General features: G+C 60.3%; 14 protein-coding genes. 6 read left to right on the forward strand and 8 right to left on the reverse strand.

The genetic code is table 11. The features are described from left to right. The first annotated feature begins 1 nt into the window (after position 1). The 4 genes from KW824_RS01210 (at position 2) to KW824_RS01225 (ending at position 4503) form a co-directional block, all read left to right on the forward strand. Positions 2-628 carry a 3'-5' exonuclease gene (locus KW824_RS01210; RefSeq protein ID WP_218408650.1) on the forward strand — a complete coding sequence of 209 codons (627 nt, stop codon included), beginning with the start codon at positions 2-4 and terminating at the stop codon, positions 626-628. A gap of 107 nt (positions 629-735) precedes the next feature. Further along, entirely contained in the window at positions 736-1047 is a 312-nt protein-coding gene (locus KW824_RS01215) for a DUF485 domain-containing protein (protein ID WP_218408651.1), read from the forward strand. Then, complete coding sequence (locus KW824_RS01220; RefSeq protein WP_218408652.1) at positions 1044-2699, forward strand: cation acetate symporter; 1656 nt, start codon at positions 1044-1046, stop codon at positions 2697-2699. The genes KW824_RS01215 and KW824_RS01220 overlap by 4 nt, the downstream gene beginning before the upstream one ends. Before the next feature lie 211 nt (positions 2700-2910). Beyond that, positions 2911-4503: an ABC-F family ATPase gene (locus KW824_RS01225; RefSeq protein ID WP_218408653.1), complete on the forward strand. Its 1593-nt coding sequence runs from the start codon at positions 2911-2913 to the stop codon at positions 4501-4503. Between the two features lie 275 nt (positions 4504-4778). Here the strand turns inward: KW824_RS01225 and ppiD are convergent, their stop codons facing one another. The 6 genes from ppiD to tig all read right to left on the reverse strand — a co-directional run bounded on the left by ppiD (position 4779) and on the right by tig (position 13215). Beyond that, positions 4779-6692, reverse strand: coding sequence for a peptidylprolyl isomerase (ppiD, locus tag KW824_RS01230; RefSeq protein ID WP_218408654.1), 1914 nt, complete (start codon positions 6690-6692; stop codon positions 4779-4781). Between the two features lie 149 nt (positions 6693-6841). Further along, entirely contained in the window at positions 6842-7114 is a 273-nt protein-coding gene (hupB, locus tag KW824_RS01235) for a nucleoid-associated protein HU-beta (protein WP_005315375.1), read from the reverse strand. A gap of 240 nt (positions 7115-7354) precedes the next feature. After that, entirely contained in the window at positions 7355-9709 is a 2355-nt protein-coding gene (lon, locus tag KW824_RS01240) for an endopeptidase La (protein ID WP_005324110.1), read from the reverse strand. Between the two features lie 140 nt (positions 9710-9849). Beyond that, a complete protein-coding gene (clpX, locus tag KW824_RS01245; RefSeq protein ID WP_005324108.1) occupies positions 9850-11124 on the reverse strand; it encodes an ATP-dependent protease ATP-binding subunit ClpX in 1275 nt (424 codons plus the stop codon). Between the two features lie 70 nt (positions 11125-11194). Beyond that, positions 11195-11818: an ATP-dependent Clp endopeptidase proteolytic subunit ClpP gene (gene clpP, locus KW824_RS01250; protein ID WP_005324106.1), complete on the reverse strand. Its 624-nt coding sequence runs from the start codon at positions 11816-11818 to the stop codon at positions 11195-11197. Positions 11819-11904: 86 nt separating this feature from the next. Further along, entirely contained in the window at positions 11905-13215 is a 1311-nt protein-coding gene (gene tig, locus KW824_RS01255; protein ID WP_042650384.1) for a trigger factor, read from the reverse strand. A gap of 429 nt (positions 13216-13644) precedes the next feature. On the opposite strand from tig, the gene KW824_RS01260 reads away from it, so the two are divergent. Together KW824_RS01260 and yfbR are read left to right on the forward strand one after the other, a co-directional pair. Continuing rightward, the gene (locus KW824_RS01260) at positions 13645-14079 is read left to right on the forward strand and encodes a YccF domain-containing protein (RefSeq protein ID WP_041205872.1); all 435 of its coding nucleotides are present in this window, start codon (positions 13645-13647) and stop codon (positions 14077-14079) included. A 90-nt stretch (positions 14080-14169) separates the two neighbouring features. After that, positions 14170-14760 carry a 5'-deoxynucleotidase gene (yfbR, locus tag KW824_RS01265; RefSeq protein WP_218408655.1) on the forward strand — a complete coding sequence of 197 codons (591 nt, stop codon included), beginning with the start codon at positions 14170-14172 and terminating at the stop codon, positions 14758-14760. Positions 14761-14860: 100 nt separating this feature from the next. Here yfbR and lolE read toward each other — a convergent pair whose 3' ends face one another. Further along, on the reverse strand, positions 14861-16102 hold the full coding sequence (lolE, locus tag KW824_RS01270; RefSeq protein ID WP_218408656.1) for a lipoprotein-releasing ABC transporter permease subunit LolE: 1242 nt from the start codon (positions 16100-16102) through the stop codon (positions 14861-14863). Beyond that, the gene (gene lolD / locus KW824_RS01275) at positions 16102-16800 is read right to left on the reverse strand and encodes a lipoprotein-releasing ABC transporter ATP-binding protein LolD (RefSeq protein ID WP_005324094.1); all 699 of its coding nucleotides are present in this window, start codon (positions 16798-16800) and stop codon (positions 16102-16104) included. The genes lolE and lolD overlap by 1 nt, the downstream gene beginning before the upstream one ends. Between the last annotated feature and the right edge of the window lie 23 nt (positions 16801-16823).

The following is a 16823-nucleotide window of genomic DNA, read 5'->3' on the forward strand; positions in this document are numbered from 1 at the left end:
CATGTTGCGCCGCTGGCGACGTCGTTGGCTGGGTAGAGGCTTCCAGGACGGGGAGTTTGCCCCGCTCTTTGCACCCCCCCCAGGAGAGGAGTGGGTGGCGCTGGATTTCGAGACCACCAGCCTGGATCCTGCCAAGGCGGAGATCGTCTCCATCGGCGCGGTGCGCATCCAGGGCAACCGGGTGTTGACCGGAGAGGCCCTCAGCATCAGGGTGCAGCCACCGGCCAGTCTGAGCGCGCAGTCGGTGGTGATCCACGGCCTGCGCCATCAGGATCTGCAACAGGGCATGACGCTGGAAGCCGCGCTGCGCCTGCTGCTTGCCTTCATCGGGCCCCGTGAACTGGTGGGTTACCACATCGCCTATGACCTGCACATTCTCAACCTGGCCTGCCAGCGGCTCTGGGGGCTGACCCTGCCCCAGCGCGGCCTGGAGGTGAGCCGGCTCTATCATGACCGCCTCTACCGACGCTACCCTGACGCCGTCATCGATCTGCATCTGGCCGCCATCTGCCAGCATCTGGGACTGCCGGCCCTGCCCCTGCACGACGCCCTGAGTGACGCCACCGCCGCCGCCCTCATCTTTCTGCGCCTGCATCAGGGTGGCCCTCTGGCTTATCCCAAAGTCTAATTGTCCGAAAATAACATTTGCTTCACATTTTGATTACATGAGCAGGTCTGCTGCTCGGTAGGGACACCCTTCAATCACAGCTGACACAACCGTCACGGAGAACTGCAATGGAACAGCAACGTTATCTGAGGATCCAGCAAGATCCCAACTTCCAGGAGCTGGTCAGCAAACGCCAGCGCTTCGCCTGGACCCTCTCCATTCTGATGCTGGGGCTCTACCTGGCGTTCATCCTGCTCATCGCCTTTGCCCCGGGCTGGCTCGGTACTCCGCTCAGCGAAGGTTCCAGCATCACCCGCGGCATCCCGGTTGGTGTAGGCCTCATCGTCTCCTCCTTCGTGTTGACCGGCGTCTATGTATTCCGCGCCAACGGCGAGTTTGACGAGCTGAACCAGAAGATCCTCAAGGGAGTGCAATCATGAAAGGCAAGTCTCTGCTGCTGCTCACCGGCCTGGTCTCCACTCCCCTGCTGGCGGCCGATGCGCTGACCGGCGAGGTGCAACGCCAGCCCCTCAACATCTCGGCCATCGTGATGTTCGTGGTCTTCGTGACCGCTACCCTGTTCATCACCTACTGGGCCTCCAAGCGCAACCGCTCGGCCTCCGACTACTATGCCGCCGGCGGGCGCATCACCGGCTTCCAGAACGGGCTGGCCATCGCCGGTGACTACATGTCCGCCGCCTCCTTCCTCGGCATCTCCGCCCTGGTCTACACCTCCGGCTATGACGGCCTCATCTACTCCATCGGCTTCCTGGTGGGCTGGCCCATCATCCTGTTCCTGATAGCGGAAAGGCTGCGCAACCTCGGCAAGTACACCTTCGCCGACGTGGCCTCCTACCGCCTCAAGCAGACCTCGGTGCGCAGCCTCTCCGCCAGCGGCTCCCTGGTGGTGGTGGCCCTCTACCTCATCGCCCAGATGGTGGGTGCCGGCAAGCTCATCGAGCTGCTGTTCGGCCTGCAATACCATGTGGCCGTGGTGCTGGTCGGCATCCTGATGGTGCTCTACGTGCTGTTCGGCGGCATGCTGGCCACCACCTGGGTCCAGATCATCAAGGCGGTCATGCTGCTCTCCGGCGCCTCCTTCATGGCCATCATGGTGATGAAGTCCGTCAACTTCGACATCGGCGCCCTGTTCAGCGAGGCCGTCAAGGTTCATGCCAATGGCGCCGCCATCATGAGCCCGGGCGGTCTGGTGGCCGACCCCATCTCCGCCATCTCCCTCGGCCTGGCGCTGATGTTCGGCACCGCCGGCCTGCCCCACATCCTGATGCGTTTCTTCACCGTGAGCGACGCCAAGGAAGCCCGTAAATCGGTGTTCTATGCCACCGGCTTCATCGGCTACTTCTACATCCTGACCTTCATCATCGGCTTCGGTGCCATCCTGCTGGTCAGCACCAACCAGGACTTCAAGGACGCCACCGGCGCCCTGCTGGGAGGCACCAACATGGCTGCCATCCATCTGGCCGATGCCGTGGGGGGCAGCCTGTTCCTCGGCTTCATCTCCGCCGTGGCCTTCGCCACCATCCTTGCCGTAGTCGCCGGGTTGACCCTGGCGGGCGCCTCTGCGGTCTCCCACGACCTCTATGCCTGCGTCATCAAGGAAGGCAAGGCCAACGAAGCCGACGAGCTGCGCGTCTCCAAGATGACCACGCTAGTGCTGGGAGTGGTGGCCATCGGCCTGGGCATCCTGTTCGAGAAGCAGAACATCGCCTTCATGGTGGGTCTGGCCTTCTCCATCGCGGCAAGCTGCAACTTCCCGGTGCTCTTCCTCTCCATGTTCTGGTCCCGTCTCACTACCCGCGGCGCCGTCTATGGTGGCTGGCTGGGGCTTATCAGCGCCGTGACCCTGATGATCCTGGGCCCGACCGTGTGGGTGAAGGTACTGGGCCATGCGCAGGCGATCTTCCCCTACGAATACCCGGCGCTCTTCTCCATGGCGCTGGCCTTCATCGGGATCTGGTTCTTCTCGGTCACCGACAAGTCCCAGAACGCCTCCGAGGAACACCAGAAGTTCTTCCCGCAGTTCGTCCGCTCCCAGACCGGGCTCGGTGCCTCCGGCGCCTCCGCCCACTAAGGTTGTCTGACCGCCCCCAAGCCGGCCCAGTGCCGGCTTTTTTCATTCAGGGCATTCCCCCTCGCCGCCTCTTTCCCGGCCCACCAGCGAGTGGCGCCTTTCCCGTCACATTCCCCCCTTGCAATGGGTCTCGATCACAGTTCTTGCTAAAACTTTCGGGGGATCTGTGCCATAATGCGCGCCATTTGACAGACAACCCGGGACATCTCCTTTGTTAAGCAGCAACAACATCACCATGCAGTTCGGCGCCAAGCCGCTGTTTGAGAACATCAGCGTCAAGTTTGGCGGCGGCAACCGCTACGGCCTCATCGGCGCAAACGGCTGTGGCAAGTCCACCTTCATGAAGATCCTCGGCGGCGATCTGGAGCCCACTGGCGGTAATGTGAGCCTGGACGTCAACGAGCGCATCGGTAAGTTGCGCCAGGATCAGTTCGCCTACGAAGAGATGCGCGTGCTGGACGTGGTCATGATGGGCCATAGCGAGCTGTGGGCCGCCATCGCCGAACGCGATGCCATCTATGCCAACCTCGACGCCACCGACGACGACTACATGAAGGCCGCCGAGCTGGAAGGCCTGGTCGCAGAATACGACGGCTATACCGCCGAATCCCGCGCCGGCGAGCTGCTGCTGGGTGCCGGCATCCCCATCGAGCTGCACAACGGCCCCATGAGCGAAGTGGCCCCTGGCTGGAAACTGCGAGTGCTGCTGGCACAGGCGCTGTTCTCCAACCCCGACATCCTGCTGCTGGACGAACCGACCAACAACCTGGACATCAACACCATCCGCTGGTTGGAGCAGGTGCTCAACGATCGTGAAAGTACCATGATCATCATCTCTCACGACCGTCACTTCCTGAACTCCGTCTGCACCCACATGGCGGATCTGGATTACGGCGAGCTGCGCGTCTACCCGGGCAACTACGACGAGTACATGACGGCGGCCACCCAGGCCCGCGAGCGTCTGATCTCCGACAACGCCAAGAAGAAGGCCCAGATTGCCGACCTGCAATCCTTCGTCTCCCGTTTCAGTGCCAACGCCTCCAAGTCGAGCCAGGCGACCTCCCGCCTCAAGCAGATCGACAAGATCAAGATCGAAGAAGTGAAGGTCTCCAGCCGTCAGAACCCCTTCATCCGCTTCGAGCAGGACAAAAAGCTCTACCGCAACATCCTGGAAGTGGAAGGAGTGTCCAAGGGTTATGGTGAGGCGCCGCTGTTCAAGGGCCTGAGCATGATGCTGGAAGTGGGTGAGAAGGTCGCCATCCTGGGTACCAACGGCATCGGTAAGTCCACCCTGATCAAGACCCTCATGGGCGAGCTGGCGCCGGACAGCGGTACCATCAAGTGGTCCGAGAACGCCCAGATCGGCTACTACGCCCAGGATCACGCCGACGATTTCGACACCGACCTCAACGTGTTCGACTGGATGGCTCAGTGGAAACAGGCCAACGAAGACGAGCAGGCGGTACGCTCGGTGCTGGGTCGTCTGCTGTTCACCCAGGACGACATCAAGAAGCCGGTCAAGGTGCTCTCCGGTGGCGAACAGGGTCGCATGCTGTTCGGCAAGCTGATGATGCAGCGCCCCAACATCCTGATCATGGATGAGCCGACCAACCACCTGGACATGGAATCCATCGAATCCTTGAACCTGGCGCTGGAGATGTACCAAGGCACCCTGATCTTCGTCTCCCACGACCGTGAGTTCGTGTCGTCCCTGGCGAGCCGCATCATGGAACTGACCGAGAACGGCATCCGCGACTTCGGCGGCACCTACGAAGATTACCTGCTCAGCCAGGGCGTGGTGTAACTCCTTCCCCGGGTCTTTCATCGTAAAACCGGCGCCAGTGGCGCCGGTTTTTTTATGTATCCGTGCTCCCGTCTCCCTGCATGCATCTCTCACTGCAAGGGAAGGATTGAGGATGAGGGGAACAAGAACAGCGTGTTGTCCTCCCCCCCCTGCTGCATGAATCCGCACCTGACCCCCTTCCCTCTCAGTCCGCTCGAGCTTGCCGAGCGGAGCATGGTCGGGACATAAAAAAACGGCTCCATCAGGGAGCCGTTTTCAATGAGGGCGTGAGTCGATTACTCGACGGTTGCCTCCACGTCGGTGAAGTACTCGATCTTGGCCGCCTTGCGCAGCTCGTCGATCAGCGACTTGTAGTCGGCCTGAGCCTTGCCCTGACCGAGCTGACCTTGCAGCAGGCTCACCATCTGGGACGGTTCCTTGGTCACATTGACCTTGTCCAGGGCCACCACTACGCGATCGCCATTGGTTTCGGCCACCAGCTCGACGCTCGGCTTGCCATCCTTCGGATGGGGCATGCGGAACGCCTGGGCCAGCAGATTCTGATCCATCTCCTGGGCGAAGCGGGAGACACCCTTGTGGCTCTCCACCTTCAGCCCGAGGGCGGTCAGATCGGCCTGGATGTCCTCGCCGGCGTGCAGCTTGTCGAGCAGGCCCTGGGCCTTGCCACGGGCTACTTCGCTGGCCTTCTCATGCTTGATGGCTGCTACGACCTGATCCTTGATCTCCGCCAGCGGCTTGGCCGCTTTCGGCTGGTGACCCATGATGTGCAGCACCAGCGCCTTGCCATCGGAGAGCTCGATCACGTCGGAGTTGGTGTTCTCGTCGCGCAGTTGCTCGGAGAAGGCAGCCGCAAGCACCTTGGGATCATTGAGGGGTGCCTGGGCATCGGCCTGGCTGAAGTAATCAGACGAGATCACCTTCAGACCCATGGCTTCGGCAGTCAGATCCAGCGAGTCCGGGTTCTCGAAGCTGCTGTCGGCCATCTTCTGCTGCTCGGCGAAGAACAGCTCCTTGGCCTTGTCCGCTTGCAGACGGCTGATGGTTTCGCTCATCACATCGGCGAACATCTTGGTCTTGGCGGGCTCGACGGCCAGCAGCTTGATGATGTGGAAACCAAACGGACTCTTCACCACTGCGGAAAGATCCCCAGTCTTGGCCAGCGCAAAGGCCGCCTGCTCGAAGGCAGGATCCATCACCCCTTTCTCGAACCAGTCCAGCTCGCCGCCCTTCTTGGCGGAGAAGGTATCGCTGGAGTTGGCCTTGGCCAGGGTAGCGAAGTCTTCACCGCCCTTGACCTTGGCCAGCAGCTCGTCGGCCTGCTTCTCGGCCGCCTTCTCATCCTTGCCAAAGGGGATCAGGATGTGTGCCACGCGGCGACGCTCGGCACGCTGGAACAGGTCCTGGTGCTGATCGTAGTAATCCTGGGCATCCTGCTCGGTGACCTTGATGTTCTTGCCGAGGTTGGCGGCATCAAGCAGCAGGTAGTCAACTTTGACCTTCTCGTCGTTCATGAAGCGACCGCTGTTGGCCTTGTAGAACTGATCCACCTCGGCGTCGCTCACCTCGACCTCACCCATGTAGGCGGAGGCAGCCAGGCGCACCAGGCGCAGGTCCCGGGTCTGGTTGTAGAGTTTGTCGAGCTGCTCGGCCTCGCCCTTGAGGGCGAACTCGGAGCCCAGCAGGGCGCCCATCAGTTGCTGGCGCACCATGTCCTGACGCAGGGAGTCGCGGAACATCTCAGGCGTCATGCCGGCGCGGCGGATCAGCTGCAGGTAGCGATCGTTGCTGAACTTGCCGTCCTCGGCAAACTCCGGCATCTCCACGATGGCCTGCTTGATCTGCTCGTCGCTGACGCGCAGGCCGAGGGAGCGGGCCTTGTCATCGATCAGCGCCTGATCGATCAGCCGGTCCAGCACGCCGCGGCGGAACTGTTTCATGTAGTCGGGGTTGGCGGCCAGCTGATTGAAGGCCTCACCCATTTGGGATTCCATGCGGGCCCGCTCGTTGCGATAGGCATTCCCCAGTGCGGGGGCACTGATCTCATTGCCGTTGACGGTAGCGGGGGCGGTACGTGCCGGGCCATTGAGGTAGCTGCCTACACCGGCCAAGGCAAAGGAGAGGATGATCAGGCCCAAGATAACCTTGGCTACCTTGCCCTGCGCCCCTTCGCGTAGTTTATCCAACATCATGTTTGTACTTATGCTCCCGAACTCGATGGGCGTAAATAATGAAAAGGCGCACCGATTGCGATGCGCCTTGGTCAATCAGTATGAGGGAGAGCCCTCTCACTTGTCTGGTCAGCGACCAAGGTCGGAGCCGATGAACATCAGCGCCCGGCTTAGTTGACCGCGTCTTTCAGGGCCTTGCCGGCTTTGAAGGCAGGAACTTTACCGGCGGCGATTTCGATGGTCGCACCAGTTTGCGGGTTACGGCCAGAACGAGCGGCACGCTCGCGAACGGCGAAAGTACCGAAGCCAACCAGAGCAACCTGGTCACCCTCTTTCAGGGCTTCACCCACGGCGTCAATGAAAGCATCCAGCGCACGGCCAGCGGCAGCTTTGGAGATATCAGCACCGTCTGCAATCTTGTCAATCAGTTGAGATTTATTCACTCTTATATTCCCCTTTTATCGAACATCGCTGCGGCACTGATTTCCCTGGCCACAACAAGTGGAGGTTTTATAACAAGCCTCCTGATCAGTTGCAAGTGACAATCTGGCGCAAACCCGCGCCACATCACGCATTGCGACTCATCATGAGTACCCGATCGGTGGTCAAGGCTACTTCCGTTATCCGGTGCATGCAAGCCTTAACCACCCCCCGAATGCGCCAAATTTGCGGCGCATCAACATTTACACGACAGAAACGCGTTCGAAACCCTGCGGATTGTCCTGCAACGCCAGTGCAAGCACCTCATCAATCCAGCGAACCGGATAAATTTCAAGGTCTTGTTTGACATTGTCCGGGATCTCCTCGAGATCGCGTTCGTTCTCTTTCGGGATGAGCACCCGCTTGATACCGCCACGGTGAGCCGCCAGCAGTTTCTCCTTGAGACCCCCGATGGGCAGCACCTCGCCGCGCAGGGTGATCTCGCCGGTCATGGCCACGTCGGCACGCACCGGGTTGCCGGTGAGGCTGGAGACCAGGGCGGTACACATGGCGATACCGGCACTCGGGCCGTCTTTCGGGGTCGCCCCTTCCGGCACGTGCACGTGGATGTCGCGCTTCTCGTAGAAGTCCGCGTTGATGCGCAGCTTCTCGGCACGGGCCCGCACCACCGTCATGGCAGCCTGGATGGACTCCTGCATCACGTCACCAAGGGAACCGGTATAGGTGAGCTTGCCCTTGCCCGGCATGTTGGTGGTCTCGATGGTGAGCAGATCGCCCCCCACTTCGGTCCATGCCAGCCCGCACACCTGGCCTACCTGATTCTGATCGGTGGCCTTGCCGTAGTCGAAACGCTGTACCCCGAGGAACTCCTTGAGGTTCTCCTGATTGACCAGAACATGCTTGATGCTCTTGTCCAGCAGGATGCGTTTGACTGCCTTGCGACAGATCTTGGAGATCTCGCGCTCCAGGCTACGCACCCCCGCCTCGCGGGTGTAATAGCGGATGACGCCGATCAGGGCAGAGTCTTCGATGGTGATCTCGGACTCTTTCAGACCGTTGCGCTGGATCTGCTTGGCCAGCAAATGCTGCTTGGCAATGTTGAGCTTCTCGTCCTCGGTGTAACCGGACAGACGGATCACTTCCATCCGGTCCAGCAGCGGACCCGGGATGTTCATGGAGTTGGAAGTGGCCACGAACATCACGTCCGACAGGTCATAATCCACTTCCAGATAGTGATCGTTGAAGCTGCTGTTCTGTTCGGGATCCAGCACTTCCAGCAGGGCGGACGCGGGATCGCCGCGCATGTCCGAACTCATCTTGTCGATTTCGTCGAGCAGGAACAGCGGGTTCTTCACGCCAACTTTCGCCATCTTCTGGATGAGCTTGCCGGGCATGGAGCCGATATAGGTGCGACGGTGACCGCGGATCTCCGCCTCGTCACGCACGCCGCCGAGCGCCATGCGCACGTACTTGCGACCGGTCGCCTTGGCGATGGACTGACCGAGCGAGGTCTTGCCCACACCGGGAGGCCCGACCAGACAGAGGATAGGGCCCTTGAGCTTGTTCACCCGCGCCTGCACCGCCAGGTACTCGAGGATGCGATCCTTGACCTTGTCCAGGCCATAGTGATCCGAATCCAGCACCTCTTGTGCCTTGGCGAGATCCTTCTTGACCTTGGAGCGGGCCTTCCACGGCACCTGCACCATCCAGTCCACATAGCTGCGCACCACTGTGGCTTCGGCGGACATGGGGGACATCATCTTCAGCTTGGCAAGCTCGGCCAGAGCCTTCTCACGGGCATCGTCCGGCATCCCCGCCTCGTCAATCTTGCGATTGAGGGCTTCGAATTCGTCCGGGCTGTCTTCCAGCTCACCCAGCTCTTTCTGGATGGCCTTCATCTGCTCGTTGAGATAGTACTCCCGCTGGCTCTTCTCCATCTGCTTCTTGACCCGGGAACGGATGCGCTTCTCGACCTGCAAAAGGTCGATCTCCGACTCCATCATGGCCATCAGAAACTCGATGCGCTCGGACACAGAGGCGATTTCCAGCACCTTCTGTTTGTCTTCGAGCTTGAGCGGCATGTGGGCAGCCATGGTGTCCGCCAGGCGCGCCGCATCGTCGATCGCCGAAATCGAGGTCAGCACCTCGGGCGGGATCTTCTTGTTGAGCTTGATGTAGCCTTCAAACTGGCCGATGGCGGAGCGCACCAGCACATCCTGATCCTTCTCCTCGATGGGGGCAGACGCTATGTACTGCGCCTCACCGACGAAGAAGTCCTTGTCATCGATCATCCGCTCAAGACGGGCACGCTGGCCCCCTTCCACCAGCACCTTGACGGTGCCGTCAGGCAGCTTGAGCATCTGCAAAATGTTGGCCACTGTCCCGACGGAGAAGATCTCCTCCACCGTAGGCTCGTCAGTCGACGCATCCTTCTGGGCCACCAGCAGGACTTTTTTGTCCTGCTCCATGGCCGCTTCCAGACAGCGAATGGATTTTTCCCGCCCCACAAAGAGTGGAATGACCATGTGGGGGTAAACCACCACGTCACGAAGAGGCAGGACGGGAATCTCGATGCGTTCTGAACGCTCTAGGTTCATATATGTCCTCTCGGCTTGTTATACCGTTGGCAAAGCGCTTGGCTGAGTATATGGGGGCGCAAAGATGAGATTCAATCGCCTTGGTCGTAAAAAGCATGAAAGGGGCAAAATGCCCCTTTATGTGATTAAAAATCAGTCAGTTACTCTGACGCAGCGGCCTGTGTCTCGGGATTGTCGTAGATCATCAGGGGCGCGGAGTCCCCCTTGATCACCGTCTCGTCGATCACCACCTTGCTGACCCCTTCCAGGGAGGGCAGATCATACATAGTGTCGAGCAATACAGCTTCGACGATGGATCTCAGGCCACGGGCACCGGTCTTGCGCTCCATTGCCTTGCGGGCGATGGCGTTCAGGGCGTCGTCACGGAACTCCAGCTCCACCTCTTCCAGGGCAAACAACGCGGCGTACTGCTTGGTCAGTGCGTTCTTCGGCTCTTTCAGTATCTGGATGAGGGCCGCTTCGTCCAGCTCGGTGAGGGTCGCCACCACCGGCAGACGACCGATGAACTCGGGGATGAGACCGTACTTGATCAGATCCTCCGGCTCCACCTTGGCAAAGTTCTCGCTTAAGGTCGCCTTGGCATTCTTGGATTTGACGTCAGCGCCAAACCCTATGCCGGTCCCCTTGACGGAACGCTGCTCGATCACCTTGTCCAGGCCGGCGAAGGCGCCACCACAGATGAAGAGGATCTTGGAGGTATCGACCTGCAGGAACTCCTGCTGCGGATGCTTGCGGCCACCTTGCGGCGGCACTGAGGCTATGGTGCCTTCGATCAGCTTCAGCAGTGCCTGCTGCACCCCTTCCCCGGACACATCGCGGGTGATGGAAGGGTTGTCCGACTTGCGGGAGATCTTGTCGATTTCGTCGATGTAGACGATGCCGCGCTGGGCCTTCTCCACGTCATAGTCGCACTTTTGCAGCAACTTCTGAATGATGTTCTCCACGTCCTCGCCCACATAACCGGCTTCGGTCAATGTGGTGGCATCGGCCATAGTGAAGGGTACATCCAGCAGACGGGCGAGCGTCTCGGCCAGCAGGGTCTTGCCGCTGCCGGTCGGGCCAATCAGCAGGATGTTGGACTTGCCAAGCTCCACACCACCGGACTCGCTGCCGCTGCGCAGACGCTTGTAGTGGTTATAGACGGCAACTGCCAGCACCTTCTTGGCGTACTCCTGCCCGATCACGTAGTCGTCCAGATGGGCACGGATTTCATGAGGAGTCGGCAGCTCGCTACCATCGCGCTTGGGAGAGATCTCGCGGATCTCCTCGCGGATGATGTCGTTGCACAGCTCGACACACTCATCACATACGTAGACGGAAGGGCCAGCGATCAGCTTACGCACTTCATGCTGGCTTTTGCCGCAGAAAGAGCAATAAAGCAGCTTGTCGCCCTCACCCTTGCGTTTCTCTGTCATTCAGCGACCTCGTTTTATCAATAGAGGATGGATCGTCCTGTTGAGTTTACAACAGGACGGGATACCCTGCTCAGCCGCGCTGGCTCAGGATGCCGTCAACCAGACCATAGGCCACAGCCTGCTCGGCCGACATGAAATTGTCACGGTCGGTGTCGCGTTCTATGGTGGCCATGTCCTGTCCGGTATGGAAAGCCAGACGATCGTTCAGGGTATTCTTGATTTTCAGGATCTCCTGGGCATGGATCTGGATGTCAGATGCCTGGCCCTGGAAGCCGCCCAGCGGCTGGTGGATCATCACCCGTGCGTTAGGCAGACAGAAACGCTTGCCCTTGGCACCGCCGGCCAGCAGGAAGGCGCCCATGGAGCAGGCCTGCCCCATGCAGACGGTGCTGACATCCGGTTTGATGAACTGCATGGTGTCATAGATGGACATCCCCGCAGTGACGGCACCACCCGGCGAGTTGATGTAGATGCTGATGTCCTGATCCGGGTTCTCGGACTCCAGGAACAGCAGCTGAGCCACCACCAGATTCGCCATGTGATCCTCAACCTGACCGGTCAGGAAGATCACCCGCTCCTTGAGCAGACGGGAATAGATGTCGTAGGAACGCTCACCCTTAGCCGTCTGCTCGACCACCATAGGGATGAGCGCATTGCGTGGGGATTCAGTCACATCGTTATAGTTCTTGTACATAAGGCATTGTCCCTAAAATAAAATGGCCCGAGTGGAGATCACACGAGCCATTATACTTAACAGTTTTGACCTTAAGTCAAATGTTCTTAGGCAGCGGCACCGGACTTGTTGATCACGTCGTCGAAGGCAACTTCTTTCTCGGTCACTTGCGCCTTGGACAGGATCAGGTCGATGGCTTGATCTTCAACTGCCAGGTTACGAACGCCGTTCAGCATCTGCTCGTTCTTCTGGTAGTACTCGATCACTTCCTTCGGATCTTCGTAGGCAGTGGCCATGGACTCGATGATGCTGGTCACACGGGCGTCGTCAGCCTTGATCTCGTTGGTGCGGATGACGTCACCCAGCAGCAGACCGACGCGTACGCGGCGCTCGGCTTGCGCCTGGAACAGCTCGGCCGGCAGTTCAGGAGCGTTGCCGCCCTGGAAGCCACCGAAACGCTGCAGGGCTTGCTGACGCAGGGCGTCGATTTCCTGGGCAACGGCAGCCTTCGGCAGATCGATCTGGTTGGCTTCAACCAGGCCGTTCAGCACTTGCTCTTTCACGCTGTTTTTGAGGGCTTGAGCCAGTTCGCGCTCCATGTTCTTGCGCACTTCGGCCTTCAGCTCTTCAACGCTGCCGCTTTCGATGCCAAAACGCTTGACGAACTCTTCGGTCAGCTCAGGCAGCACCTGCTCTTCAACCTTGATCAGCTTGGAGGCAAACTTGGCCGCTTTGCCTTTCAGGGCTTCGGCGTGGTAGTCAGCCGGGAAAGTCACCTCGATGGTGAACTCATCGCCCGCTTTCTTGCCCAGGATGGCGTCTTCGAAGCCAGGGATCATGCGACCGGCGCCCAGTTCCAGAGTGAAACCTTCAGCCTTGCCACCGTCGAATTCTTCACCGTCGATGGAACCGACGAAGTCCAGGGTGACACGCATGCCATTGGCGGCAGCGGCATCGACGTCAGACCAGGTGGCGTGCTGCTTACGCAGGGTGTCGATCATGTTGGCCAGGTCGGCATCCTTGACGGAGGCAACCGGTTTCTCAACCTTGATGCTCTCGAGACCGGCAACTTCAAACTCCGGGTACACTTCGAAAGTGGCGGTGAATTCGAAATCCTGGCCTTCCTTGATCTCTTTCGGATCCATGGTCGGGGCACCGGCCGGGCTCAGTTTGCTCTCGATGATGGCCTTGATGAAGTTGTTCTGCATCATTTCATCGGCAACGCGGGCATGGGCCATGGCGCCGAACATCTTCTTGATGATGGCAACCGGAGCCTTGCCAGGACGGAAACCGTCGATGCGACGAGTCTTGGCCAGGCCATTCAATTCTTTACGCACGGCAGCGTCAACGGTAGCAGCCGGTACAGTGATGGTAAGACGGCGTTCCAGACCTTGGGTTGTCTCTACAGAAACTTGCATTCTTTTACCTCGTTCAACTCAGCACTGTGTGCTGACCCTTTATTGCCCCTGGGCAAAGCCCGGAGTCTTCCTGTTTATAAAGACAACGACTGTCTTTGTGATGAGAAAATATGACGCGACATTATAGCGGCGCACATTGGTCGCGTCGAGCCGCACATCCCCCTCCGGGGCACAGACGGCACAATTTGCGCATGACTGCCTGCTATATGGGGAAGCCTGGCGCCTACTTCAAGCATCCGGTCCGCAATAATTTGCGCTTGCTCACCCTTTTGTGCGCCACACCATGCTTTTTTCATCTTCCTGCGTCGTCAGGGTGCATCCGATCAGCGGGTCTGCGACCCAAATTGTCCACCTTCTCGCATCAGCCATTGCGTCCCTCTGCGCCGCTCGCTATGGTGACTGCCAATTTATGAGTCTGGAGTGACCCACATGTCCTTTTTCCGCTTCTTGTTCAATCTGCTCTGGTTCGTACTGGGAGGCGTCTTCATGGGGCTGGCCTGGTGGCTGGCCGGGCTGCTCTGCTTCGTCTCCCTGATAGGGATCCCCTGGGGACGTTCCTGCTTCGTCATCGGCACCTTCACCTTCTTCCCGTTTGGCAAGCAGGCGGTGAGCCGCAAGAGCATGACCGGCCAGAGCGACATCGGCACAGGTGCGCTCGGGATGATTGGCAACATCCTCTGGTTCCTGGTGATCGGGATCTGGCTGGCCATCGGCCACATCGCCTCGGCCCTGGCCTGCTTCGTCACCATCATCGGCATTCCGTTCGGCATCCAGCACCTCAAGCTGGCCCTGATTGCCCTGGCCCCCATAGGCCAGATGGTGGTGACCAACCACGAGGCCGAATCCGGTCGCTATATTCGCTAAGCAAGAATGCATCGCCAGGCTATGCCTGGGATGTCAAAAAAGGGCAGACTAGGGTCTGCCCTTTTTCATTGCCCCAGTTCGAGGTCCTCCATGCTGCCCAGCCACTTCTTCGCCAACCTCGCCCGCATGCGGCTCATCTACCGCTGGCCGCTGATGCGCAACATACAGCCGGAAAACATCGCCGAGCACAGCCTGCAGGTGGCCATGGTGGCCCACGCCCTTGGCGTCATCAGCAACCGGCTGTTTGATGGCAAGGTGGATGCCAACCACGCCGCCGTCATGGCCCTCTACCACGACAGCAGCGAGGTGCTGACGGGCGATCTGCCCACCCCCGTCAAGTATTTCAATCCCGAGATAGCCCGCGAGTACAAGAAGATTGAACTCGCCGCCGAACAGCGCCTGCTGGGCATGCTACCCCCCGAGCTGGTGGAAGACTTTCGCCCCCTGCTCGACTCCGGCGCCCAGGACGACGCCCTGGCCCGCCTGGTGAAGGATGCCGACACCCTCTGTGCCTATACCAAGTGCCTGGAGGAGATAAATGCAGGCAACCGGGAGTTCGAGCCCGCGCGCAAGCGCCTCGAGCAGATGCTGGAGGCCAGGATGAACCCGGCCATGCGCTACTTTATCGATGTGTTCGTGGCGAGCTTCTCGTTGCCCCTCGATGAGCTCAACGCCCACTAAGCCAGTCGGAACGACCAGAAGAGAGAAGGGCCCGCCGGTGCAGACCGGCGGGCCCTTCTTTTTCAGTATCTTGCCAGGCTTGGCAGACCTGGCTCGCGGATCAGTGACCCAGCTCCCGGGAGGGCACCAGACCGCTCGCCCGCCAGGCGGGATAGAGGGTGGCTAGCAGACTCATCAGGATGGCGGCACTGGTCACTATCACCAGATCCTGCATATGCAGCTCGGTCGGCAGGAAGTCGATGAAGTAGATGTCCGGGTTCAAGAAGCGATGGCCGATGAGCTGTTCGATAGAGCTCAGGATCTGGGTCAGCTTGCTGGAGAGCAGGCCGCCGAGCAGGGCACCGAGCAAGGCCCCCGCCACCCCGTTCACCATCCCCTGGATGACGAAGGTGAGCCGGATCTGGCCCGGGCTCGCCCCCATGGTCTTCAGGATGGCGATCTCGCTGCGCTTCTCGTTCACCGCCATCACCAGGGTGGAGACGATGTTGAAGCAGGCCACCGCCACCACCATCAGCATCACCACGTACATGACGGTGCGCACCATCTGGATGTCCTGATAGAGGTACCCCTGGCGGCTCATCCAGCTGCTGATGTAGACGTAGTGCGGGAATTTGCGGGCGGCCGCCACCGTGATGGACTGCGCCTTGAGCACGTCGTTCACCTTGAGGCTGAAGCCTTCCACCGCGCTGCCCATGCCGGTGATGGACTGGGCATCGGTCAGGTGCATGAAGCCAAGCACGCCGTCGAGCTGGCCGCCGATCTCCAGCAGCCCCACCACGGTCAGGGTCTCCCGCCGGGGATTCTTGATCCCCGTCTCGTCTCCCCCTTGGGGCAACAGCAGGGTCACGGGGTCACCTATCTTGACCCCCAGCTTGTCGGCGATGGTCTTGCCGAGAATCACCCCGTGCTCACCCGCCTGGAGTTCACGAAACCCCAGCCCCGTCATGTAGTTGCCAGCATCCGACAGGTTCGCCTCGAGCTCTGGCAGCACGGCGCGCACCTGCACCCCCTTGATGGCGGAGCCGTGCTCCAGCAGGCCATCGAGGCGGATGACCGGGGCCGCAGCCTCGATCCCGGGCTGGGCCAGCAGGTAGTCCCGAAGCCTCGGCCAGTCAGGCAGGGGCGCCTCCATGCCGATGAGCTCCCCGTGGGGCACCACAGAGAGCACCCTGTTTTTAAGTTCCCGCTCGAAGCCGTTCATGGCGGAGAGGCCAAGAATGAGGGCCATCACCCCGAGGGCTATGCCGATGAGGGAAGAGGCGGAAATAAAGGCGATGAAGCCGTTGCGACGGCGGGAGCGGCTGTAACGCAGGCCCAGAAAGAGGGGCAGCGGCTTGAACATCAGGCGACCTCCGCCATGATGCCGCTCACCAGGGTCACCCGGCGGTGCAGCTTGGCAGCGAGGCTCAAGTCATGGGTGACCACCACGAAGGCCGTGCCCAGCTCCCGGTTGAGCTCGCAGAGCAGTTCGTACACCGCAGTGGCGCTGGCATGATCCAGGTTGCCGGTAGGCTCGTCCGCCAGCACCAGGCTCGGCTCGTTGACCAGGGCACGGGCGATGGCCACCCGCTGGCGCTCGCCACCGGACAGCTCGGAAGGCCGGTGATTGAGACGGTGGGAGAGCCCCACCCGTCCCAGCATCCGGGTCGCCTTCTCAGTGGCGCTCGCCACCGACTCGCCGGCGATCAGCAGCGGCATGGCGGTGTTTTCCAACGCGGTGAACTCGGCCAGCAGGTGGTGGAACTGATAGACGAAGCCCAGCTCCTGATTGCGAAAACGGGCCTGGGTCTTGCTGTCCCAGTGGTGGATATCCTGCCCCTTGAACAGCACGGCGCCGCTCGAGGGGTTGTCCAGCGCCCCCATCAGGTGCAGCAAGGTGGTCTTGCCCGAACCCGAGCTCCCCACCACCGCCAGCATCTCGCCGGGGGCGACGCAGAGATCTATCCCCTTGAGCACCTGGGTCTCCAGATTGCCCTCTTTATAGACATGGTTGAGGGCCTGACAGCGCAGCAGAGGCTCACAGGACTGGGGTTCATTCATAACAGGGGCTCCACTTATACCAG

Source organism: Aeromonas sp. sif0611, from assembly GCF_019218845.1.
In the GTDB taxonomy this organism is placed as follows: domain Bacteria; phylum Pseudomonadota; class Gammaproteobacteria; order Enterobacterales; family Aeromonadaceae; genus Aeromonas; species Aeromonas media.